Origin of the sequence: Bacteroides nordii (assembly GCF_019930665.1) — a bacterium.
Classification (GTDB): Bacteria; Bacteroidota; Bacteroidia; order Bacteroidales; family Bacteroidaceae; genus Bacteroides; species Bacteroides nordii.
In genome coordinates this window covers 1,769,683-1,791,420 of record NZ_CP082886.1, presented here as the reverse complement: position 1 = coordinate 1,791,420, position 21,738 = coordinate 1,769,683, and the positions used below count along the sequence as shown (strand labels likewise).

The following is a 21,738-nucleotide window of genomic DNA, read 5'->3' as shown; positions in this document are numbered from 1 at the left end:
CTTTTAATAAGATTCCTACACCTTTATAATATAATAGCGTACAGGGGGAACGATTTTTGTCGTTGTACCCTGTACGCTATTTTTGTTTCGCTATTATGAAGCAGTACCCTTCTCTTGTGAAACAGTGCCTTGTTTTCCTCTGAAGTATCAGGATAAATTTTTCTTAAAGCTTCTTTTTTCTTGTTTTGTTTTTCAGACCATGCTCTTTCTGCAGCCACATAGTCATCATATAGGCGATAAAATACCTCCTGAAGCGTATAGCTTTTCGTATTTTCGTCACCAAAATCATAAGGATATGGGGTCAGCAGCAGCTCGCGCAGTTGATTTTTCGCTTTTGCGATTTTTTCGTTCAATTTAGGAGTTAATGTATCCAGAGCCGAACGGTACTGATATGGCAATGTCATGCCGTTATCACCGCCTGTAACGCGACAGGGATCGAAGAGCTTGTTGGCTAAACGCGATTCGTTGGCTTCCACCATCGGCCCTTTTTCCGCCCGCAACGGCTTACTGCTTCCTCAAGGTAGGCAATGTTTCGTTAAGTTCGTAACGCCACTTTGAGCCTGCGTTCTGCAAGGCGGTGTTCATGGCATCAACGGCTTTCTGCCAGGTAACGACAGAGCCGTCCACCTCCGTGGCTTCGGTGCTTTCCTTATTGTAGCCGATACCTTGTTCATGATTGTTCTTCCAATAGCAGGCGGTCACGGAGGTGTAGTTATTTCCCAAAAAGCCGCCGATATGTACATAGCCAGTGCTACTACCCGTACTGGTTACGTTGCCCGTGGCATAGCAGGCAAGGAGGCTGCTTCCTGCGTTCATTCCCACCAGACCGCCACCAGCGATATTCTTTTTGGGGGCTATTTCTAAGGTCACGTTGCCCGTGGCATAGCAAGCGGTCAGGGTGGCACTCGAATTCGTCTGACCTGCCACGCCGCCGACATCGACCATACCCTTCACTGTGGCAGAGGAACTGCATCCGGTGATGGAACCGCCTATTTGAACACCCACCACACCGCCGACATACACCGTGCCGCTGACGCTGCCCGACACCGAGCAGTTTTCAATGGTGCCCCAGCTAGATCCTACCACGCCGCCAATACTGCCGCCATATATTTGATTGCTTGTTATCTGTACGCCCTCCATCACCACGTTCTTCACCGTACCAGCTCTATTGAGCCAGCCGAACAGACCCGCATATTCGTCATTTGTCGTAAAGGTCAGCCCCGTAATGGTATGGCCGCCACCGTCGAAGGTGCCTTTGTATGAGTTGTCGTAGTCTGTGCCTATCGGCGTCCAGTCTTTGCCGGTGAGGTCAATGTTTTTGTCGAGGGTAATGTTAATGTCGGTCTTACCTCCGTTCACTAATTCGGCTATATTCATCAGACCGTCGGCGGAGGTCACGGTGTAGCTGCCGTTGCTCTCTATGGTATAGCCCAGGTCTTTTGCCGCAGCGAGGGAGACGGTGTAGGTATATTCACCGCCCGCCTGCCAGTCGGTAGCATTCTTCATCTTATAAACGAAGGTCTTGCCGTTAGTGAAGGTGCAGGTAATGAAGGTCGTGCCAGCTGCCACACTTTGCGGGGCGACGATGGCGATGTAGGTGTTGCTACCCTTGTCATACGGGACGATTATATCCGGGTTGTCGCCTTCGGTGGAGAGGCCCGTCAGCTGCACGGATGCCAGCCCCTCGGTGTAGTCCGTCAGAACGACAGTCACTCGCGCCGTGCGGTGGGTGAAGCGGAGCGTGGGGCTACCGTAGGTCACCTTCTGTCCGTCGGCTACGATGAGGTCGCTGCCCTCAAAGTCCTTCTGGGTACTTTGGTTGGCTTTTACCTTCACAGCAGAAGGGGTTGTCTCGCCAGCGGTGTAGGGCCACCACGCCGTAACGGTGATGTCGTTGTGGTTGGTCCAGTAGTACGGGTCGGTGGAGGTCAGCGTGGCGCTGGTGGGGTCGGCAGTGGAGGGCGTCACGTTGTACGTCTTCACCGTGCCGTCCATCAGGACTGCCACGCTCTGCACACCCTCCCAATTGCCGTCTGCTGGGGCACGGGTGCCGGCGGTGGCCGTCGCAGCGGTGGTCAGCCCCGTGGCGGTGAAGACGATGGATGTGCCTTCCGCCCCTTCCGGCAGGAAGCCCGCTTCGTCCTGTGTGCAGGCGCCCAATAAGAGGGCGAGCGCTGCAAGTGCAAAAAATCTTATCCTCATAATATCTGTTATTTTATTACTCTGGTTCTTTTCGTTGCGGGCGTAACTTTTCCGCCCGACGGTTTACTGCTTCCTCAAGGTAGGCAATGCTCCTTTAAGTTCGTAACGCCACTCTGAGCCTGCGTTCTGCAAGGCGGTGTTCATGGCATCAACGGCGTTCTTCCAGGTAACGTTAGTGCCGTCCACATTCGTGGCTTCGGGGGCGATGCCTTCCTTATTGTAGCCGATACCTTGTTCATGATTGTTCTTCCAATAGCAGGCGGTCACGGTGGTGTAGTTTCCTCCCAAAAAGCCGCCGATATATACATTGCCAGTGCTACTACCCGTACTGGTTACGTTGCCCGTGGCATAGCAGGCAAGGACGCTGCTTCCTGCGTTGAATCCCACCAGACCGCCGCCAAGGATATTATTTATGGGGTCTATTTCTATGGTCACGTTGCCTGTGGCATAGCAAGCGGCCATGGTGGCACCCGAATTCGTCTCACCTGCCACGCCGCCGACCTGGACCATTCCCTTCACTGTGGCGGAGGAGCTGCATCCGGTGATGGAAGCCTCCCATTGAATACCCACCACACCGCCGGCGCATATCGTGCCGCTGACGCTGCCCGACACCGAGCAGTTTTCAATGGTGCCTCCCCAGCTAAATCCTGCCACGCCGCCGGCATAGCCCAACCTGTGATTGCATGTTATCTGTATGCCATCCATCACCACGTTCTTCACCGTGCCAGCTTTACCGAGCCTGCCGAACAGACCCACATATTGGTCATTTGTCGTAACGGTCAGCCCCATGATGGTATGGCCACCGCCGTCGAAGGTGCCGGTGTATGAGTTATAAAAGTTTGTGCCTATCGGTGACCAGTCTTTGCCCGTGAGGTCGATGTCGGCGGTGAGGGTGCAATTTATCGATCTGTCTTTTTGTGCGGCTTCGTTCCATGCCAGTAGGCCGTCGGCGTTATAGACCGTGTAGGTCTTGGTGTTGCTATCGTAGATGTAGCCCAACTCGGCTGCACCACTCTCGCCGCCGCCGTCAGCCCAATCACCGATGGTGCAACCCTCTAATGTCAAGCCAGTGGCGTTCACCTTGACGGTGTAAGAATAGCGGTTGCCCGCCTCTAATACGACGTCGTTCTGCGGGCGGAAGTAGAAGGTGCCGCCCCCGAGTTCCACCTTGACGAACGGCTTGCCTGCCGCAACGGTCTGCGGGGCGGTCAGTGCCTCGTAGGTGTTGCCGCTTGCGTTGTAGGTCTTGATGGCGGTCGGGTTGCCGTTATCGGCGGACAGGCTCACGAGGCTCACCGTGGCACCGGCGACGCTCGTGAATCCCGTGCCGGGCTTCAGTTCGATTGTCACGCGTGCCGTGCGGTGGGTAAATTCAAGTGTCGGGTTGTTAAATTCCACCTTCCGGTTCTCAGCAGAGATGAAATCGCTGTTCTGGAAGTCAGCCAGTTTGCTCTGGTCTTCTGCCACCTTCACGGCAGGCATCTGTGTGATGTCAGCATTGTCGAAGGGCCACCATGCCGATACGGTAATCGGGTCGCGGCTGGTCCAGTAGTACGGGTCGTTCTCGCGTGAAAGTGTGGCACTCTTGAAATCGGTAGAAGCCGTTACGGTGTATTCCTTTACCGCATCGCCCATCTTGAGTGCCACGGAAGTGACGCCCTGCCAGTCGCCGTCCACAGAGGCACGGGTGGAAGGGGCTGCCAGCGGCGTTGCTTCTACGGACAATCCGGTGGCACGGATGACGACGGGGTATTCACCTTCGGGCAGACGGTTATCGCCAGCAAGTTCGTCCTGCGTGCAGGCGGCGAGGGCGAACAGCAGTGCGGTGGCTGCGGGGATAAATAATCTATGTCTCATAATTCTTCATTCTAATCGATTAATTATTAAAATCATACAGGTCTGCACCCACATCTCCACCGTCTATATCGTTCCACTTTGCAATGGTGGCTTCGCTGACTTCAAGGACTTTGTTGCGTACCTTGACGGTATAGGTATAGTTGTTGCCCGCCAGCAGTGCGCCTTCGGGCACGGTGAGTGTGGCATGATATTCCTGACCTTTGTAATTCACAACCAACGGCAGGGATGCAACTGTCTGCGGGAAGAGGATGATTGATGACGTGAGATTGCCGTCTGCCAGATTCATGGCCAGTTCTCCGGTCTGTGCCCCGTTGTCTGCGGTGGCAATACCGTCGGCCGTGTTGAACGTACCGGTGAGTAACAATCCGCCCAGCGTGTAACGTTCAGGCTTGACCACGCTGAAATCCACGCCGTCGCCCGCCTCGAAGGTAAGGGTTATCTGGCTCATGCGGTGGTGGAAGGAGTTGTCTTCACCGCCTTTGGCGGTTTTGTCGGTGAAGCTTACTACCGGGTTGTTTTTGTCTCCCGTGGCTCCTGAAGCAAAGAGGAAGTCGATGGCAGGCTGGTTCTGCTGCGCCGTGGCATCGGTCGTGGCAGCGAGGATGCCTCCCGCCGCGTTGTACGGATAGTAGGCGCGGAAAGTATGGGTCTTTGTATCTTCGATATAGATAACCTTTCCTTCTGCCTCAAATTTCCCGTTTTTCAGGATGAAAGGCACGTTGCCGTACTGGGAATCGTTGCCGATGTCGGTGATGCCGATACGGTCGCCGCCAGTCCAGGTGGTTCCGCTGGCGCGGGTGGCGGGGGCGATGTTGGCGGTAAACTGGGCGGCCACGGGGTCACCATTCAGGTTCTCGTTGTCGTTGTTGCAGGCTACCAGTGCGAGGGCGAGCATCGCAAGTGCAAAAAATCTTGTCTTCATTATATTCTGTTATTATATTAGTTAAATTCCATTTCAATAATTGCTGCACCTTAGCAAAATCAAAGCAAGCTTTGCTTCTGCGTTCGGTTTGCTAATTATTTACAAATCGGCATTTACATCATCACCTTTCACTTCTTCCCAGCCGTTGATTTCGGCTCCGTCCACTTCCATGCCTTCGGGAGTCTCAACCAGCGTTCCGCTGAGGGTCAGCGATTCGCCCTTTCCGGTGTTGAACTCCTTGAGGGCTTCCGTAAGGTCGCTTTTCAGCGTGGTGGGGGTCGGGTTGCCGTCAGCATAGCGGATTTCACCCTTCAGCAGTTGTTCCGTACCGGTCACACCCAGCAGCCGCACCGTGGCTTTCCACTTGCCGGCATCGTCACCTTCGGTAATCTTGGTGAAGGGCAGCACGACGTTCGAAGCGGCTCCGTAGGTATCGGTAGCGAAGTCGAGTGTTCCGGCTGCACCCGTCAGATGGGCAACAATCTCCGTGATGCGTCCGGCGGCATCACCAGTAGGTTCGACGACAAGCGTCAGTTCGCGTACCTGCTGCTTCATTGCGGCGGTCAGCGGATAGTCCTTGTCTTTCTCGATGGTCACCTGTTCCGTATAGGTGAAGAACCATCCCGGGGCATTGTTCACAAAGGTATCCGTGCCTGCCCGGGTTCCCGTGGCTGCGGCAATGGTGGCTGTGGTGCCGTTCACCGTGATTCCTTCAGCCGGGTTCCACACCGCAAGGGTGTAGCTGCCCGGAGCAAACAGATGGTCGGGGGTATGGGTGGCGGAAGTCTCCGTACCCGTATAGTCACCCATGGTGACCGTCCATGTGGCAGGTATGTCGATACCCTCACCGCGGGCCGACCAGTCGGCTGTCACCGCAATCTTCCCGTAGTCGGGATGCGGCGTGTCATAAAGCGTGTCCTTCACGCAGGAAGAGAGCAGCACGGCGGCTGCCATTCCCATCATATTTATATATTGTCTTGCTTTCATATTCTATTCCTCCGTGTTAGAATAACTTCCATACCAATGTCACACCGGCATTGATGGGACCACACCAATCTTTTGTCTCGTTGCCGCGGCGTACACGTACACCGTCGATGACTTCATATTTTTCGAAATCGGCATTCAGGTAGCCCAAACCGAGGTTGAAATCAAGATCTAATGCCTTGTTCAGCCGCAGCTGATAGCCGGCGGTGATGCCGCCACCCATCAGGTCGCCCTGCTTGCCTGTTTCGGAGAGCTTGTAGTTGAACTGTCCGGCCTTGAACATCGCGCCCAGATACCAGGCTTTCTTCTCACCCATATAGTAACGCACTTCCGGAGCCACTTCCCAGAGTGCATAGCGGTGGTCCTTGTCGCTCCACGTCCATGAAGTCCACGAGCCGTTTACGGCAATGCCCCACGATGGGCAGATGCGCCATTCAAGTCCTAAATCTGGTGTCAAGGTAGCCCAGCGCAGCAGGTTGGCACGCAGGGAGAGATGATAATCAGTTGTGATTTTGGTTTCCGACAGCGTGTCGGCAAGTGTATTTTGTTGAGCGGTTTTCTCGGCTTCTGCCTTTTCAGCGGCAAGTCGGGCTTCTTCCGCCTTGCGCTGCTCTTCGGCAAGCCGTTCCTGCTCGGCACGCTTCTCGGTTTCTAAGCGTTCGGCTTCCGCCTTGCGTCGTGCTTCTGCTTCCGCATCCGTCACGGCTGTTTCCTTTACCGGTACCGTCAGGCGCACGGTGACAAAATCACCCTCTGTCACATGATTGCGGGTAATGAAGTTTTCTTCCTTGATTTTCGCTCGTGTAATCAGTTCTGATTTCACACGGTTGGCACGAATCTTCGCTGTTGCAAGGTTCTTGACTTCACTGCTCTGCGAATTGCAATATCCGTCAACCAATAGCGGCAGTTTGCCGTCAAGAATTGTTGCTTTGTTGTTTTCGATACATTCCAACAGGCGGGCAAGTTCCGTGTCATTGCCATTCCAAGGCACGTAGAACATGTCCTTCTGCGTAACGAACCGGAAGGTGTAGGTCGTGTCTGCTTTCTGCTGCGCAATGACAGGAAAAGTTACCGTCATCAGCCACAGAAACAAGGTAAGAAAAGTGATTTTTCTGCTCATATAAACTTGCATTTATTATCTTTGTCATCTCCAAAGGTAATAAATGCCATTCAGCGCCCAAAATATTACAAAAACTTTTTTTGCTAAAACACAGCGTTTTATAAAAATTGTCGTTTGAGCACTTTTCACATTGTCGTCTGAGCACTTATTTTGTCAAATCGGCACTTTTTGAGTTGTCGAATTAGCACTTTTGTGGCTGTCGAATTAGCACTTTTTGTAGTATGAGCACTTTTGGAAAATGGGTTTCTGAGAGCTTTTTCATCGGATTTTTACCACGCAAATCACTTCAGATTTGCTTTTTTCCACTTGGCAGGCGTACATCCTTCCTTCTCGGTAAATAATTTGATAAAGTTACTGCGGGAAAGAAAACCGGAAGACTCAGCCAGCTTCTGTATATTGATCTCCGGATGCTCCTTCAGTATGTTTTTCGCATACTCCAACCGGAGACTGGTTATCCATTCGCGGAATGTCATTTTATACGTAGTCTTGATATAAGCGGAAAGATAGGTACGGTTCGTATGAAGTATTTCGGACAGTTCTTTTATGGTAAGTCCCTGCTGGACATAGCCGTCTGTCTTTATCCAGTTGGCCACTTTCTCTATAATTTCTGTATAGGACACTGGAACTTCTTTCTCAGAAACTATTTTAGGTTCTGTTTCTGTATCTGTCAGAAGTTCTTCTTCAGACTGTATATCTTGCTCAAAAGCATTTTCCACCTGTTCATAGAACAGCAGGTAGTTCTGATAGCTGTAGAAAAGATAGCTGTAGAACGGTATTGACGACAAAATCCAGATAAAAACATATTTGTCTGGCAGAAATGTCAGCAATCCGCATCCGACACCGAAGATAAGTGCCCAATAAGTGAATATGGAAAGCCATTCGATATATGCGCCTATATCATCCGCCTGAGTTTCATTGAAAATCCGAATGGCTCTACGATATGCAATTATGACTCTGCGAGCTAAAACGACTCCAAAAACGACTAACCAGGCAGCTAAAGCAAATAAAGAGAATTTTTGCATGATTCCGCTTGGCAACAGGAACAACACAACTCCGGAAAGAGTTGAAAATATAATCCATAAAATGATATGTGTCCACACACGCCGTTTGGTAATGTAAAAACGATCAAGCAACATTATCAATGCCGAACTGAACAGAGAATAGCACAGAAAGTATGTGGACATGTTCATCAATATGGCAGAATCCGCATTTTTGAATCGGATACCAAAGAAGAAATGTACCGAATAGTTTGCAGAAAGCAGCAACATAGCTATACCCATAATCTGTCGGGAGCGGAGATAATTCGTGAAAATTTTCTTTTCAGGAGTCTTTGCAAACAAAAAATAAAAGCCGAAGAATAACATTAACGGCAGTGCGGTACAAAGTGAAAAACTGTATATAGATGGTTCCATTGTTATGCTTATTTAGTTTTGATACAAATTTTGATAAATTTCCGAATTATAAGCCAGTTGGGATAAAAAACAGAAATATCTCCGAGTGCTCGCTGCTTGAGTTAAAATGTCAAGACCGACTCACCTAAGATCTTGCATCAACGTGCTCTAAGTCACAAATTACATTAATTTTGGGAAGAAATCATTAGGTCGTTGCTCCTTCTCTCCATGAACGATTCATACCATAAATTCAGTATATCTTGCGCTTTATTTGCATATGGTATATTTACTTTTGAGTCTTTCAATTGTAAATAATGAGTCACCAATGCAAACTTGCTCGATAAATGGTATAAGGTTACCATTTTTATCAAGCGACTCTTTGCCAAATATTTATACCTTATCTGCACGTTTCTTATTAAAATCAAATAATGTGAATGAAGTATTTTTTTTCATTACAATTCTTTATAAGGATTATGTTCAGGAACCCTAATGAGTTCTTTTATATCAACTTCCAGACATTGAGCTATCTGTATTAATGCTTCTAAAGGTGGTTGACAAGCATTGGTACACCATTTGGAAATGGTTGCTTGGTCTCTGCCAAGTTTCTCTGCAAGCCATTTGTTCGTTTTCCCCTTTTCTGCAAGCATAACTTTTATACGATTAAGATTTTTCTCAGCCATTGCGTATATTATTATTGTTTTCGGTTGTAAAGATACACATTCTTCTCCAAATATCGTTTGTTAAATCCGAAAATCATTATAAAAAGCGGAAAATAATTTGTCTAATTAGAAATTCCGTTGTTTTTTGCATGATTTACAGTGACTCTTTCCCTCTTTATCTTGCATATCACTATATTCTGTTAAAATGAAAACAGATGTGCCTACTTATAATTTTCTTTTGGAGTTGATTTATGAATAACAAAATCGGAAAAATTTGTTTGCCAAAAGCGACATGGCTGTTATGATATTGGGAGACAACGGAACAGGCAAAGAACATATAGCGGAAAAGATACATCTGCAAAGCAAAAGAGCCGACAAGCCTTTTGAGGTAGTAGATTGCGGTACGCTTTCTGCGGAACTTGCCGTTTCTGCTCTCTTCGGACATGAGAAAGGGGCATTCACAAGTGCGGAGGCAGCAAGAAAAGGTTACTTTGAATTGGCTGCTGGAGGTAAGCTGTTCTTGGATGAGATAGGCAACCTGCCGAAAGACGTACAGGCAATGCTGCTGCGTGTGTTGCAATCCAAGAGCTACCGACCATTGGGAGCTACAAAAGATAAAGTGGCTGATGTTTGGGAACCGTAGGCTTGTATGTGCGCAAAGCTATTGCATTTGTCCGCAGGATGCAAGAGCATGTGGCAGCAACATATCATCTTCATGTGACCACATCCACTTCAGAAGCCTCCCCGCCAGTATCACCAGAATCAAAGCCATTTGTGAAATGGACTGGCAATGCCGTTGACCTTGTAGAAATGGTATATGGCATCTGCGTCATGGGAAGCGTGAATGATGGCGATGTGAAATTCAAGGACTTGGCGCAAGCCATGTACCAGTTCTTTGGTATCAAAGCCAAGGACTGCTATCGTTTCTACACCGACATCAGAAGACGCAAGAACTATAGTCGCACCTATTTTCTGGACAAGATGCAGGAGAAGTTGAATGAGAAAATGCGGAGGGATGATGAATTGGAGAGAATGAGGAGATGAAAATGCAAAGCACCATTGGCTATGAAATGTGTAACCAATGGTGCTTTGTGAATCATTATAGAATTTTCGTTTCAAAGAAATTCTTTATCTTGTATATACCTATATCATGCTTATAGCGTCCGAACAGAAGTTGTGGATTGACATTGTGTTTGTCTGCTTCTGTCTGAATATATGGTGCTATTTTATAAGGTACAACATCACGAGTCCTTGCCATGAACTTTTTCCAGTCCGCATTTGGTAGGGTCGCATTTAAAGCAAACTCGTCAGCCTCAGACTCCTCGATGTTCTTCTTGTCCTCCATGAGATTAATCATTGCCTTACCATTTTGGGTAAGGTGCTTGAATACATGACCGACCTCATGTAAAATGGTGAAAGCAAAATTGTCAATGGAAGCTATTCTCTCAGTGATGACAATCGTTGGTGTATCTCCTATCCAAAAGGACATTCCATCAACAGGAACTTGCCCAACCTTATTGACTACAAGAAAACGAATACCATACTTGTTAAGAACCTCTTGGGTTTTGTTCACCGTATTCTTGTTTTCTTTAAACACATTGTTCAGCTCTCTTGCCAGCATCTCTGTATCTGCCCCCTTGTCAAATGTGCATAAAGTTGAATCATCATTTTTAGAGAGATGATAGCAATAATATTTCCAAGACAGAATGTCCACGGGATTGGTTTTCACCTTTTCTGACTTGCGGTAATAAGAAAGTTCCATCTCTTCTGCCTTCAAACCAAAGAAATCATCCAAGTTATCCACGGAAAAGACCTCGAAGATGCGTTTTACATCCTCGATGATATTTCCTCTAACGATACCGGCTTTTCTGAAAAAGGGTATTGATACTTGGTCTTTGAGTACATTCCAAATCTCAAGCATTTTAGTCTGCAACACAACCCTTTCGCTCTGTTTGGCGCAATCCAATTCGTATTGCGTCTGGATGTTCATGAGATATGTCGCAGAAATGCCGAGAGCGTTTTCCAACAACAATGCCATTTCAGGTGTCAGAGAACGTTTACCTTTTATGACATCATTCAGAATGGATTTCTGTATGCCAGTGAGTTCGGACAATTCGCTCTGCTTCATATTACGAGCAGACAATTCGTCCTTAATCACCTCGCCCACATGAGTTGCCTCAAATGGGACTGCCTGATTGAAACTAAACTTAGTCATAATGATGTGATATTTCAATTAATTCTATTTCGGTAATGATAATACTGCCATCGGCAGGAGAGCTTTGGAAAATCAATCGCCAGACATCATTGCATCTTACGGATTCTTGATCTTTTCTGTCTCCGTGCAATCTTTCGTAGCGCAAGCCATGATCACGCATAATGTCTTCAATTCTTGTTGCAGCTCTCATTTTGTTGACAGCCTTAACATAACCCTTGATTGCGGCTATAGGAAGTCTTTTATACTTCTTGTCAGATGTCTTTCCATTTTCGAACAGTTCCAACAAAGCCTCGTCTTCACTTGTTATGTTCATATATTATTCAGCCATGTTATTTTTATTTGTGTGCAAAATTACGATAAATATTTTGATTATCAAAATTGATAATTGATTATTAACTATATTATAATCATTTTTAACTGTTATTCTTGGCACTTGCGGAAAAAAGCAATAGGACAGACCTATTTATATTCAACTGTGAAAAGCGCATTTATGCCTTCTGTATCAAGTGCTTCAAGTTCTCATCGTTGGCGATACGCCCCAGCTCATCCTTGACAATCTGCTTGGCGTCCTCCTTGATTCGGTTGTAGTTGTCCTGAATGGCTTGTTTCATGCAGTCGTTGCCACCCGCATCCAAGAAATCGTTGATGATGGGGAGTTTCTGATAACGACTTTCCTCCCGTTTCACCTTTTCGGTATCAACTACTATCTCGGCATGAAATATCTTCTGCTCTATGCGCTCGGTGAAGTTGTCGGAAACAGAGCCGACAAACATACCTTGTTGCCCTGTCCGTCCGTGGCAGAATAGACAAAACCATGATACTCTCGACCGCCAACTTCGCCTCTGACCTCCTCCAAGGATATATTATATAAGGAAAGAAGTGCACGGTACTCGCCCAAGGACTGGAACCTGTAGGTAGCGCAGAGAGATTTTACGGTGTTGGCAACCTGCTTTTTCACATTGCCTTGGCTTATATCCACCTTGCGGAGTGGATTGTCTGCCTGGCGTTGCTTGCGGTCTGCCTTGTGGAGATTGTACTTCTCCTCCAAGTCACGGGTGATAGCCTTGCTCCTATGGTAGTTGTATCGGCTATCCAAACACTTGCCGTTTTCATCCACTCGGATGGTCACGATGTGCATGTGATGACGGTCGATGTCCTCATGCTTGTAAACCATGTATGGCTGGTTGCCATATCCCATGCGCTCCAAGTATTCACGGGCAATATTCTCCATCTCCATATCCGTCAGCACATCATCAGGATGCGGATTCAGGGAGATATGCACGACAGGCTTCTCTGTTCTGATATGCGGAGAAAGGTTTCGCTGGAAATCACGCAAGGCATTGGCGATGCTCGTCTTTCCCGAACAATCATCGAAGATATTGTTCGTAGCCAAGAGCTTTCCTTCTTCCTTGTTAATCTTCTCACCATTGTATGCCAGAGCCCCATACAATGAACTTCCGAAACTTATCTTTGCGACCATCTTTCCTCAAACTTACGGTTTAGTTCAACTATCTCACGGGTAAGAGAGACCAGTTCCCTGGTGCAGTTCTCCAACTTATAGAGTAAAGCCATTGCCTTTTTCTCGGAGAAATGACAACGGAGTTCCTTGACAACCTGGTTGTAGTTGTTGCCAATCATTCGGTACTGCGAGTGAAAAGAAGAAAGCTTGGTGTAGTATTCCACCAAAGTCTTGTCTTCACGCAACACCTTGAACGGTTCGCCGAAGATGCGTGCCTTGGCAAAAACAGCCTTCGCCTTCACGTCAGTCTGCTCATACATGACGAGGAATTTCATCCACTCGTCATCATCGAACCGAAGCATCACATGGTGCGACTTCGGATTCAGTTTGGGGATTCGTCCCCCTCGTTTTCTTTCTGTGTTCATATAAAATGGATTAAGTGGTACATACGGCAATGATGGAGCTGTGCTAACTATCGTCAGATTGGAACATGGGAAGCCCGACTTCGGAGATGCTACCAACCCGGCAGGGCAAGGTCTTTGGAGAGTAACTCCAAAGGTTTTGAGTAACTCAAAACATACCTTGCTATGTCTTTGAGGACATAATGTTTTGGAAAGAATAAAACCTGATACCATTGAAAACACTGCGGTGGTTCGCCCAAGTGGCTGGAGGCGCAAAGCCTCCAAGGAACGACTCGTTTTTCGCTATGTCCAAAGGATGAAACAAATAAATCCCGAAGAATTGGGGACATAGAATACCATTCCTCGGGATGAACAAAAATGTATTCCTGCATGTCATACGTTTTATATGTCATACGATAAACATGTAAAACGTATGACATCAATGTATATATGCTTACACTATTCTTTGCATGGATACTTCTTTATCAAATTACAAGCACATTTCTATACGACAGTGAATCAGTGCGTCAATAAGTCAATACGACAGTGAACAACCGAAGCGTCAAAGATACGACCATTTTCAACAAAAGGCATTCGTCTCTCCGTAGAGTTGCAGGACAATAGTTGTTTTCTCTTTTGCTTCGTACAATCTCTTGAGGATAACTTCACGAAGTTGTGCTGCGCCAAAAGAGTGGAGACGAAAGCAAATGGCAACTATCATAGGAAAATTATACAGCGTTTGCCAAACACTAACGGAAGTTTCGTCCTTGTATTGGACTTCCGACATAGACAACATACCTTCTTTATATATAGCTCGTATCACAGAGTTGAGTTTCGGGGCGATAACATGAAGCATATCCACCAACTCTCCCTCACTCATCCACAAGTCCTCCAAGTTGGACGGAATGGAAAGCCTTCCATTTCCGTCCATAGTGATAGTTGTCCTTTTCATGCCATTCCTCCCATTACAGGCAAATGCCCCTTGATTCGACTTTCAAAGACAGATATGTCATGGTTAAGTTTTGTGCTTGTCACCTTGGCGTATATCTGTGTTGTGGTGATATTCGTGTGACCAAGAATCTTGCTCACGCTCTCTATCGGCATACCATACTCCAAGGCTAAAACTGCCCAACTATGACGTGAGACATGAAATGATACACGCTTCTTTATACCACACATTGCAGCAACTTTCTTGATGCGCTTGTTAATGCTGTCAAGATTACCGATATTGAACAAGTGGTTGTCTTTTCTGAAAGACTTGTATCTCTCAACAATCTGCATGGGAATATCCATCAGCTTGATTTGGAACGGTACGCCTGTCTTCTGACGCTTGGACACTATCCAAGGAGCACCGTTTACCATGCTGATGTTATCTTCCGTCAAGTTCTTGATGTCGATGAAAGCTATACCTGTCCAACTGCCAAAGATAAAAATGTCTCTCGCAAATGCCATGTTGGGGTCTTCCAACTTTATCTCAGTCATGGCGGTAAGCTCGTCCTAGGTCAAGAACTCACGTTCCTTATGGTCTGGATCAACGTGGTACATGGCAAACGGATTTCTCGGTATCTTGCCGTTGTAGTGTGCCGCCATAACGATATGTTTCAGAGGTATGGAGTAAATCCAAATGGAGGACTGCGCAAGCCCTACCACATTTTTCAAGTAAATACTACCCAACGGTGTGGAGATTTTTTCGAAAACCGAAGGCTCAACCTTTTATTTCCAAAGCCCGCTGCCATACCTTTGCACCTGCACGATAACGGTTGATGCCAAAAGGAAAGACCATGTGGAGGAAAGAAAATCAAAGCGGCAAATGAAAAAAGAAACTTCACGGAAGTTTTTGGACTGTACGATTATCGCATACTCATTTCTGAGAAATGGATACAACGTCGTCTTACAAACGTCTTGAAAAATGGAAATCGCATACAAAAATGGCACAGCCATCAGAGAAATTCTGATGAAAGAAGAGTATGGCTTGTCCATGCTTCTTGCATCGGGTTTTCTCCAAGGCTGTGCAGCCAAGCATGAAAGTGGTCGTTGAGGTTTACATCAATGACTTCTTTTTTGCGGTGGAGTATGCAAACAAAATGGTACGGCAAATCAAGGAATGGTGTTTCTTTTGATCGGTTAGCCTGCAACCGACAAAAAGATGCACTTTTCCTCATGCCGTACTACTAAGACATGAAAGGGTGGCGTGCCACTGTTTCATGTCGTTTGGATTGTGCGATAAAAAATGGAACTGCGAGTTGTGGCTATAAAAATCAGCCGTTGTCAGCACGGCAAACAAAGAAAAGTCCTTGGCAGTATAGTCTTGAAGCATTTCAAGGCATACTGTCAAGGATTTTTCTTGCCGTGCCATAGTCGGAGGAAGTTAGTCTGAGGTACGAGGACTGTCTTTCTGCGACGACGGCTGACTTTTATACAAAACACACGAAAGGATGAGAATATGCAAACGAAATAGATCATTCAAAAAACAGAAACCATTGCCACATAAGTTTGAATGGATTGAAATGGATATAGCAAAGAATAGAGAAGAATATGGTTTAATGAAAACAGATTTATCCAAGCAAAAAATCGAGGATAAAAAATCTTAAAACATTCTTTATCCCCGATTAAATATCGTACCTTTGCAACCGAAAGAGTTCTTTGGATGGTTATGCAAATCACAGCAGGATGCTACATTCTGTTTATTTCTAATTCGTAACCTCTTCTTTTTATGAGATAAAGACTTATCTCATTCTCAATCACTTATAAAAAATACGTACTTTCCTATAAGGAAAAGTTTTCTACCTGTTTATTAATAATCTTCCAATCTATCGAGTCTTTCAGATTAATAATATCTACAATCGAATAATGCTTTGTCCCGTTCTCTTCTTCTGCAAAACGTAGCCGTCCGCTCAAACGCTGTTTCTCAATCTCTGCCGGATCGAGATTTATCAGTTCGCAGACTTCATCAGGCAGCATGGAAAGCGCCACGTCATTTTCCTGACAGATATGTTGCAGGACGGCCAGCATATTCAACGACTTCTTATAACTTCTCACGAGCGCAGCGAATGAACTGCTTTCAATTTTAATCATTTTCTTCATAACGCTTATTTTTTAGAGTGTTCTTCTTTTTCCAGCAACATGGCACGGAGTACGTCCGAACGACGGTAATATATCTTCCCCTTGTCTCTATGAAAGGGGAGTGTCCCGTCATTGCGTCGTCTTAAAAGTGTCCTGTCCGACATCTTGGTGAGCAAGCGCACACCTTTTGAGTCCAGTATCTCGCTGTCCGGCAAATTATGTACGGCAGGAGCCAATAACTTTTCAATGTTGGTAACTTTGGCGAGTATGGCACTAAGCATGTGGGTTGTCTGTCCACCCGGTGCAGTTCTTCTGTTATTCATAATGACCTTATTTTTATTGTTTATGGTGCAATATTACGGAGATATTATAAGGCCATTGGTTACTCAACCGTTGAGCAACCGCCAAAAAAAGACAGAAAACGCCAATTTGGGACAAAAAAATAGCCGAGAGACATTGTCTCCGGCTATTCTATAACAAGTAGGCATCAATAAGTTATGCCTTAAATTACTAATATGTTAATAATCAGATTTATACAAAAATAAATAGCAGTATATTTTGCTATATTCCAAATATTGCCTACATTTGTATATGAGTTATTTGAAACTATGCAAAGCAGTGTAACCCGAAGCAGGACTTCCATCACCAAATCGTTACCTGCATCTTTTAAACTCTCTATATTTACTTTATCTTCAGATAGTTACAACAAAATACATTGTTTTAAGGCATAGAACACAGGTAAGCAACAAAAAGAAAGTAGCAGAACAAACCCGGCTTTAACTATCTACAATCATAAAGACAGCTACAAAAAAGAAAGCATTTCATTCTAACACTGAAATAATCCAAGTACAAACTTTATGCGTTCTCACAACGCACCTACAATGCCTTCAATTCTATAAACCAGAATTCTGCTCTGCTACAACGTTATAAAAAGGATATAGAAAATACACTTTGTCAGTTTGTCAAAATGTCAATCTTCTCCCAGATTTTCGTAAGTCTTTTCTCCCGAAGATTTTTCCGCAACCTTCACTCCTCCGGCATAATACTCCTGAGAGAGTTTGAGATACTTGTCAAAAAGCTGTTTTACCATGATAATTTCATCACCTTCAGTAATCGGAGTACGTGCCTTACCATAAGTATCAACATATGCAAGCTCCCACTCTGCCAGACCGTTATAGAAATCATTGGCCCGGAAAGCCTCCCGACCATAAATCAATGGTAAACCGGCTTCTTCATATGAAGTACCCACATCAAGATGTTGTTGCAGCATGGCATAGAATTTCTGCCAACGCGGGAGATAATAGCCACTGATTAAACCCGACCACTCTCGCCAGGAATAATCAAAGATACGCGGATCACCGTCAGCCCCCCAAATAGTGACCAAAGAAGTGGCATCACGTTCCATCAAATTCTTCTCCTCGTCAGTATCTCCCCAACTACGGGCTTCCGTCAGCCAACGATCAAAGCTATACTCACTGCGGGTACGAAGCAACTTATCCATATCAGCCAACATTTCAAGGAATCGCCCGGAATGAAGTGTAAAAGCACACTGATCTTTCTTCCTGAAAGCTTCTGCCGCTTGACGATGTATAAGCTGACCGAGATTAGTCATCAGCTGCCGTTGCACATCCACGATATCGAAACGATAAGGTCGGGAAACAGACAACTTATCTATATCTTTGAGCAACAGGCTTTGGGCACGAATCACCAATGTGGGATCATAAGGTATCTCAAGAGCAGCATTCGGACCAGATTTCTTTACGTCCAACGCAGGACGGGCAGCTACGATTGAACTCTTTTCAGTACCATTCGTACCCCGGCGATACGGACCGTTAAGCAACAACAACCACGCCTCCTGTGCCGCCGGCGAAAAGGCACCATAACGACGGGTAGCATACTGTTTCAGCCATGCTTGCAGGTTGATACTATCAGCATGACAGGGCATTTCAAAAGCCAGTTCATAATATACCGGATTCTGCTCAATGGCTTCCATAAATAAACCTGATCCGCAAACAGCAGGATTCAACCGTTTTGCCTTACTGTATTGGTTGGAGGCCAAAAGTTTCAAATCACCGTGCATATTGATACGTCCACCAAAATTATGCAGATTGCCTACTACCGTAGAATATCCCCAAAACAGGGCTTTTGAAGTACTTTTACCGTTCAGGTCAAGAATCAACAAAGCGTCTTTTGGAACGGCCTTTACAATATCTTCACGCAAACTCCACGATTGCATGGCCCAAGTACTATGCGGATCGAAATCACGGAAAAGATGATGAATTCTTTCTCCTACGGCTTTCAAATATTCAGGAGTATCTATCGGAGGAGCACTTTCGTGGAACGGATCGGCAGCATAAACTCCGTGTGCACCAAACAATCGGGCCTGTTCTTCAAGGAAAGCACGTCCCATACGGGTAAACAACGAATCAGTAGGGTCCAACTGGGCAGCTCCTTTGAAACCACACCAGGAGCGTTGCTGGTTAATATTCGCTGTGGGATACTTCTCTTTCAACTCACGAGGTACGTAACCGGAGAAGCCCTGCTGAATAGGTTGCATTCCCAACTCCAGCTGCCGTGAAATAATTTTTTTACCCAATGCGGCATGTTTATCAATCACAGTTTTCGGAAGGGGTCCACCATAACTTTGAAGGTTTTGCATCCATTGCCAAGCTGCATGTCCGGGACCAGCCAGGAAAGCACGCGCTTCTTTATCAGTGAAATTGAAACGCAACAGGGTGTTATACCACACAGCATCCAACCCAATAGTAAAAAGAGGCATATTGATGGAGTTCATCGCCATAAAGTCAAGTTCCCTTTGCCAACGTTCCCAATTCCACCAGGCAGCAGTATAGCTCACAGTACAATAGTTCATGTACACACGATAACGGCCGTTGATGAGACGGCGCTCCTTTGCAAGAGGCTGAGGCAATTTTTTAGGAAGCTGGAGCTGATTACCAAACCAGGAAACATGCGCCTGACAAGTATACTTCAAATACCAGTTAAAGGCAGTAGCCAGCGCAACGGACGTGTTACCTCGAAGAATCACTTGTTTGCCGTTGCCGTCTACCTCGTAGACATCAGAACCATTATCGGGAGCTATCAACTCCAACCGGTATTGCGAAGAGTAACCGGGAGTTACCCGCTCTATCAGATCATAAACGGCTTTGACACGCTTGTCCTTACCCGAAACAGATAAAGAACATAGAAAAAACAACAATACAAAAAAACTTTTAATTTTATTCATCAGTCACAAATTGAAGATATGCCTTCATTTCCCAAACTGGAAAAGCTGGAGGCAAGGTTAGTAAAATCAAGCACTGTAATCTCTCCGGGTTTCAAAGTCAGCGATAGCATATCACCATAACGATACGAGGCTTTCACTCTACTGCCCACACTTCCTAAAGGAGATGAAACATGATAAACCATATCCGTTTCGGGCAATAATCCTAAACTACGGTCAAACATCACATTATAAGTTTGCTCCTTTTCCGAAGGATTGTGAAAAGAAAGATATCCCTGAGTCTTATTCCAGGCACTGTAGCCGTACACCTCATTGTCACGAGGCGAACCACCGTGCATACGGACATTATGGAAAAGCGGAAATACTTTTTGAGCCCATTTCAAGCCATCGGCCAAAATGTCCCAATCAGAATAAGACAATTTTTCTGTCTTGATATACAGCTCAATAAAACCAGTACCCCGGCTAAGATTCATATACAAATAATCACGGAAAGCCTCCGGTGTTTCATCCGGACCTGTTTTCTTCGGTTCATGATTGAAAACTGAGTTCATCGGAAACTTCGTATTCTCTTCTTTCCATATCTGATGATAAACATTATCACGATATACCAACTCCCCGTTACGATTATTTCCTTTCGCAGCATCTCCGGCATTAATCAGCCAAACCACATCGACGTATTGCAACCACCATGGACTAAGATAAGCCCCGTTTGTAATAGCAATAAAAATATCCGGATTCACTTCTCCCAAACGATTAAAGATCTTCATCAGACGTTCTGTTCCGGCAGTCAGGTAATAAAGTTTCAGTTCGTCATACCGGGAGTCATTCAAGCGCTCGTCATTGGAAGAAAAGCCTTCAAGCCCAAGCTGTGGCATAGCTGCCGTGCCTCTTCCCTGTAACTAAAAATCACGGATATTAAGATGTCCGAACAGTCCGTCAAATTTAAAATAAGAAACACCTCCGGAAGCAAGCTCCACAACCCGGTCTTCAAGCTTCTGCATATATACAGCTCCCGTCATGGACATACCATAAGAGAGAGATTCATAACCATATTCACGCATTTTAGGAACCATTTTCAATCCACCTAAAATGGAAGCCGGACTTAGCCAAAGCCCAAGATTAGAATTAGCTTCCTTCACTACTTGCCGGCTTTCGGAAAAATCGGAAGAGAACTTGGAATTCACCGTCCAAACCTTTCCCGACCAATCGGCAGTCGCCGGGTCGGCATGTTGCCACCCATCATCAATAACATAGGCATTCAAAGGTGTACACCCCCGTTCAAGCACCAGTTCATTGTTCACTTTACGCACACTGGCTGTAAACGTTCGGGCCGAAACACTCTTTCCAAAATCAAACCAACTGTTGTACTGAATCTGCAAGCGAAGCGGACGTTTTCTTATTTTATTGATATAAGCGTAAAAGGCATCATCAAGATAAGCCGGATCATCGGCCACGCCAACCACGCTCTTATAGGTTGTATACTCTTCGCCTTTAGAAAGTCCGCAACCACGAAGATAGCCACAGGACATTTTCTGATCCGTTACCAGATTGGTTGCCGCAGGAAATTCGATTCCCCAATAGGTAGCCGTTTCTGTTGTATAAAGAGGTTGTCCCAGACCCGGTTTCCAACGGGCACCCCCCTGAGCCGTAATTTCTTTTGTAGTATAGTTTTGCCGGGCATCAGCGAAAGAGATAGACTCCACATCAACGCGTTCCAATGTAACATCCTTACCAGAGCGAATCTGCAAGTACTTGTGGCAAAAAGAATCATCATCCGTCAATTCATAGCTGACCGTCACCGAAAGTTCTTCTTTTTTATTATTAAGTACAAACCTGTAACCACGGCCTTTCTTGTTTGATGTAAGATTGTAGTCGGAAACAGAAAGTACTGTAAAATCTTTAGCAGTCAAGATACGGTCGGTACCTTCTTTGTCGGTACCCTCAGAAATGCGCAAGGCAAACTCTTCACATGAAAGAGGCGTCAGCGTTTTACCAGAAAGTTTATTGTAAATAGATTGAGTAGCCAGGACACCGTTGTTTACTTCAAGCGTACGTACCAGAAAGGGGTTCTCCAAACGATAAGCAGTAGTCTGGGCACCAAGAGTCACAGTAATCCCACACAGAATGATAAAAGATAGAAAAGTTTGTTTATTCATAAGGTTCGAAAGTAAGATGTTAACAGAACAATTTGTTCAAATTCACCACAGAGTACACAAAGACCACC

General features: G+C 45.9%; 20 protein-coding genes and 3 pseudogenes. 3 read left to right on the top strand and 20 right to left on the bottom strand.

Annotation, left to right across the window (positions count from 1 at the left end; genetic code table 11):
- Nucleotides 1-23: 23 nt before the first annotated feature.
- From K8P02_RS06920 to K8P02_RS06885, 8 genes are all read right to left on the bottom strand, one after another.
- The gene (locus K8P02_RS06920; protein ID WP_025868233.1) at nt 24-479 is read right to left on the bottom strand and encodes a hypothetical protein; all 456 of its coding nucleotides are present in this window, start codon (nt 477-479) and stop codon (nt 24-26) included.
- 25 nt (nt 480-504) lie between these two features.
- Nucleotides 505-2,202 (bottom strand): fimbrillin family protein, encoded by a 1,698-nt coding sequence (locus K8P02_RS06915; protein ID WP_223382167.1) that lies wholly within the window; start codon nt 2,200-2,202, stop codon nt 505-507.
- A 63-nt stretch (nt 2,203-2,265) separates the two neighbouring features.
- Nucleotides 2,266-4,059 carry a fimbrillin family protein gene (locus K8P02_RS06910; RefSeq protein ID WP_223382165.1) on the bottom strand — a complete coding sequence of 598 codons (1,794 nt, stop codon included), beginning with the start codon at nt 4,057-4,059 and terminating at the stop codon, nt 2,266-2,268.
- A gap of 19 nt (nt 4,060-4,078) precedes the next feature.
- Nucleotides 4,079-4,981 carry a fimbrillin family protein gene (locus K8P02_RS06905; protein ID WP_025868320.1) on the bottom strand — a complete coding sequence of 301 codons (903 nt, stop codon included), beginning with the start codon at nt 4,979-4,981 and terminating at the stop codon, nt 4,079-4,081.
- A 99-nt stretch (nt 4,982-5,080) separates the two neighbouring features.
- Nucleotides 5,081-5,968 carry a FimB/Mfa2 family fimbrial subunit gene (locus K8P02_RS06900; RefSeq protein WP_025868319.1) on the bottom strand — a complete coding sequence of 296 codons (888 nt, stop codon included), beginning with the start codon at nt 5,966-5,968 and terminating at the stop codon, nt 5,081-5,083.
- Nucleotides 5,969-5,984: 16 nt separating this feature from the next.
- On the bottom strand, nt 5,985-7,085 hold the full coding sequence (locus tag K8P02_RS06895) for a DUF3575 domain-containing protein (protein ID WP_025868318.1): 1,101 nt from the start codon (nt 7,083-7,085) through the stop codon (nt 5,985-5,987).
- A 281-nt stretch (nt 7,086-7,366) separates the two neighbouring features.
- Nucleotides 7,367-8,449, bottom strand: a complete 1,083-nt coding sequence (locus tag K8P02_RS06890; protein WP_223382398.1) for a helix-turn-helix domain-containing protein — start codon at nt 8,447-8,449, stop codon at nt 7,367-7,369.
- A gap of 479 nt (nt 8,450-8,928) precedes the next feature.
- On the bottom strand, nt 8,929-9,156 hold the full coding sequence (locus K8P02_RS06885; protein WP_025867321.1) for a helix-turn-helix transcriptional regulator: 228 nt from the start codon (nt 9,154-9,156) through the stop codon (nt 8,929-8,931).
- Between the two features lie 241 nt (nt 9,157-9,397).
- Between K8P02_RS06885 and K8P02_RS06880 the strand changes: the two are divergent.
- Together K8P02_RS06880 and K8P02_RS06875 are read left to right on the top strand one after the other, a co-directional pair.
- Nucleotides 9,398-9,754 (top strand): annotated as a pseudogene (locus tag K8P02_RS06880) (sigma 54-interacting transcriptional regulator); the annotation flags it as partial.
- A gap of 11 nt (nt 9,755-9,765) precedes the next feature.
- Nucleotides 9,766-10,179, top strand: a complete 414-nt coding sequence (locus K8P02_RS06875; RefSeq protein ID WP_025867319.1) for an RteC domain-containing protein — start codon at nt 9,766-9,768, stop codon at nt 10,177-10,179.
- Nucleotides 10,180-10,234: 55 nt separating this feature from the next.
- On the opposite strand, the gene K8P02_RS06870 is transcribed toward K8P02_RS06875, so the two are convergent.
- From K8P02_RS06870 to K8P02_RS06840, 7 genes and pseudogenes are all read right to left on the bottom strand, one after another.
- A complete protein-coding gene (locus K8P02_RS06870; protein ID WP_025867318.1) occupies nt 10,235-11,350 on the bottom strand; it encodes a HigA family addiction module antitoxin in 1,116 nt (371 codons plus the stop codon).
- Nucleotides 11,343-11,663 (bottom strand): type II toxin-antitoxin system RelE/ParE family toxin, encoded by a 321-nt coding sequence (locus tag K8P02_RS06865; RefSeq protein ID WP_025867317.1) that lies wholly within the window; start codon nt 11,661-11,663, stop codon nt 11,343-11,345. Before K8P02_RS06865 ends, K8P02_RS06870 begins: the two co-directional genes overlap by 8 nt.
- A 175-nt stretch (nt 11,664-11,838) precedes the next feature.
- Nucleotides 11,839-12,129: pseudogene (locus tag K8P02_RS06860) on the bottom strand (conjugal transfer protein TraG); the annotation flags it as partial.
- A pseudogene (locus tag K8P02_RS06855) lies at nt 12,123-12,830 on the bottom strand (relaxase/mobilization nuclease domain-containing protein); the annotation flags it as partial. The pseudogenes K8P02_RS06855 and K8P02_RS06860, both read right to left, overlap by 7 nt.
- On the bottom strand, nt 12,815-13,234 hold the full coding sequence (mobA, locus tag K8P02_RS06850; protein WP_025867314.1) for a conjugal transfer protein MobA: 420 nt from the start codon (nt 13,232-13,234) through the stop codon (nt 12,815-12,817). The pseudogene K8P02_RS06855 and the gene mobA, both read right to left, overlap by 16 nt.
- Before the next feature lie 556 nt (nt 13,235-13,790).
- Nucleotides 13,791-14,162, bottom strand: coding sequence for a hypothetical protein (locus tag K8P02_RS06845; RefSeq protein WP_025867313.1), 372 nt, complete (start codon nt 14,160-14,162; stop codon nt 13,791-13,793).
- Nucleotides 14,159-14,662, bottom strand: coding sequence for a site-specific integrase (locus K8P02_RS06840; protein WP_223382163.1), 504 nt, complete (start codon nt 14,660-14,662; stop codon nt 14,159-14,161). The genes K8P02_RS06845 and K8P02_RS06840 overlap by 4 nt, the downstream gene beginning before the upstream one ends.
- A gap of 457 nt (nt 14,663-15,119) precedes the next feature.
- Between K8P02_RS06840 and K8P02_RS21790 the strand changes: the two genes are divergently transcribed.
- On the top strand, nt 15,120-15,248 hold the full coding sequence (locus tag K8P02_RS21790; protein WP_262903100.1) for a hypothetical protein: 129 nt from the start codon (nt 15,120-15,122) through the stop codon (nt 15,246-15,248).
- 728 nt (nt 15,249-15,976) lie between these two features.
- Here K8P02_RS21790 and K8P02_RS06835 read toward each other — a convergent pair.
- The 5 genes from K8P02_RS06835 to K8P02_RS06815 all read right to left on the bottom strand — a co-directional run bounded on the left by K8P02_RS06835 (nt 15,977) and on the right by K8P02_RS06815 (nt 21,670).
- On the bottom strand, nt 15,977-16,294 hold the full coding sequence (locus tag K8P02_RS06835; protein ID WP_025867312.1) for a hypothetical protein: 318 nt from the start codon (nt 16,292-16,294) through the stop codon (nt 15,977-15,979).
- Nucleotides 16,295-16,299: 5 nt separating this feature from the next.
- Entirely contained in the window at nt 16,300-16,596 is a 297-nt protein-coding gene (locus tag K8P02_RS06830; protein ID WP_016268110.1) for a MerR family transcriptional regulator, read from the bottom strand.
- Between the two features lie 647 nt (nt 16,597-17,243).
- Nucleotides 17,244-19,517 (bottom strand): alpha-N-acetylglucosaminidase, encoded by a 2,274-nt coding sequence (locus K8P02_RS06825; RefSeq protein ID WP_044158144.1) that lies wholly within the window; start codon nt 19,515-19,517, stop codon nt 17,244-17,246.
- Nucleotides 19,517-20,389, bottom strand: a complete 873-nt coding sequence (locus K8P02_RS06820; RefSeq protein WP_223382161.1) for a hypothetical protein — start codon at nt 20,387-20,389, stop codon at nt 19,517-19,519. Before K8P02_RS06820 ends, K8P02_RS06825 begins: the two co-directional genes overlap by 1 nt.
- Nucleotides 20,390-20,413: 24 nt before the next feature.
- Nucleotides 20,414-21,670 (bottom strand): alpha-galactosidase, encoded by a 1,257-nt coding sequence (locus tag K8P02_RS06815; protein WP_223382159.1) that lies wholly within the window; start codon nt 21,668-21,670, stop codon nt 20,414-20,416.
- Nucleotides 21,671-21,738 lie beyond the last annotated feature (68 nt).

Bases quoted from the DNA above. Each gene is read 5' to 3' on its own strand.
- K8P02_RS06845 (WP_025867313.1), bottom strand. From the start codon at position 14,162: ATGAAAAGGACAACTATCACTATGGACGGAAATGGAAGGCTTTCCATT.
- K8P02_RS06910 (WP_223382165.1), bottom strand. From the start codon at position 4,059: ATGAGACATAGATTATTTATCCCCGCAGCCACCGCACTGCTGTTCGCC.
- K8P02_RS06815 (WP_223382159.1), bottom strand. From the start codon at position 21,670: ATGAATAAACAAACTTTTCTATCTTTTATCATTCTGTGTGGGATTACT.
- K8P02_RS06915 (WP_223382167.1), bottom strand. From the start codon at position 2,202: ATGAGGATAAGATTTTTTGCACTTGCAGCGCTCGCCCTCTTATTGGGC.
- K8P02_RS06825 (WP_044158144.1), bottom strand. From the start codon at position 19,517: ATGAATAAAATTAAAAGTTTTTTTGTATTGTTGTTTTTTCTATGTTCT.
- K8P02_RS06900 (WP_025868319.1), bottom strand. From the start codon at position 5,968: ATGAAAGCAAGACAATATATAAATATGATGGGAATGGCAGCCGCCGTG.
- K8P02_RS06885 (WP_025867321.1), bottom strand. From the start codon at position 9,156: ATGGCTGAGAAAAATCTTAATCGTATAAAAGTTATGCTTGCAGAAAAG.
- K8P02_RS06895 (WP_025868318.1), bottom strand. From the start codon at position 7,085: ATGAGCAGAAAAATCACTTTTCTTACCTTGTTTCTGTGGCTGATGACG.
- K8P02_RS06835 (WP_025867312.1), bottom strand. From the start codon at position 16,294: ATGAAGAAAATGATTAAAATTGAAAGCAGTTCATTCGCTGCGCTCGTG.
- K8P02_RS06830 (WP_016268110.1), bottom strand. From the start codon at position 16,596: ATGAATAACAGAAGAACTGCACCGGGTGGACAGACAACCCACATGCTT.
- K8P02_RS21790 (WP_262903100.1), top strand. From the start codon at position 15,120: ATGGAAATCGCATACAAAAATGGCACAGCCATCAGAGAAATTCTGATG.
- K8P02_RS06890 (WP_223382398.1), bottom strand. From the start codon at position 8,449: ATGTTATTCTTCGGCTTTTATTTTTTGTTTGCAAAGACTCCTGAAAAG.
- K8P02_RS06840 (WP_223382163.1), bottom strand. From the start codon at position 14,662: ATGGCATTTGCGAGAGACATTTTTATCTTTGGCAGTTGGACAGGTATA.
- K8P02_RS06905 (WP_025868320.1), bottom strand. From the start codon at position 4,981: ATGAAGACAAGATTTTTTGCACTTGCGATGCTCGCCCTCGCACTGGTA.
- K8P02_RS06870 (WP_025867318.1), bottom strand. From the start codon at position 11,350: ATGACTAAGTTTAGTTTCAATCAGGCAGTCCCATTTGAGGCAACTCAT.
- K8P02_RS06820 (WP_223382161.1), bottom strand. From the start codon at position 20,389: ATGCCACAGCTTGGGCTTGAAGGCTTTTCTTCCAATGACGAGCGCTTG.
- K8P02_RS06865 (WP_025867317.1), bottom strand. From the start codon at position 11,663: ATGAACATAACAAGTGAAGACGAGGCTTTGTTGGAACTGTTCGAAAAT.
- K8P02_RS06920 (WP_025868233.1), bottom strand. From the start codon at position 479: ATGGTGGAAGCCAACGAATCGCGTTTAGCCAACAAGCTCTTCGATCCC.
- mobA (WP_025867314.1), bottom strand. From the start codon at position 13,234: ATGAACACAGAAAGAAAACGAGGGGGACGAATCCCCAAACTGAATCCG.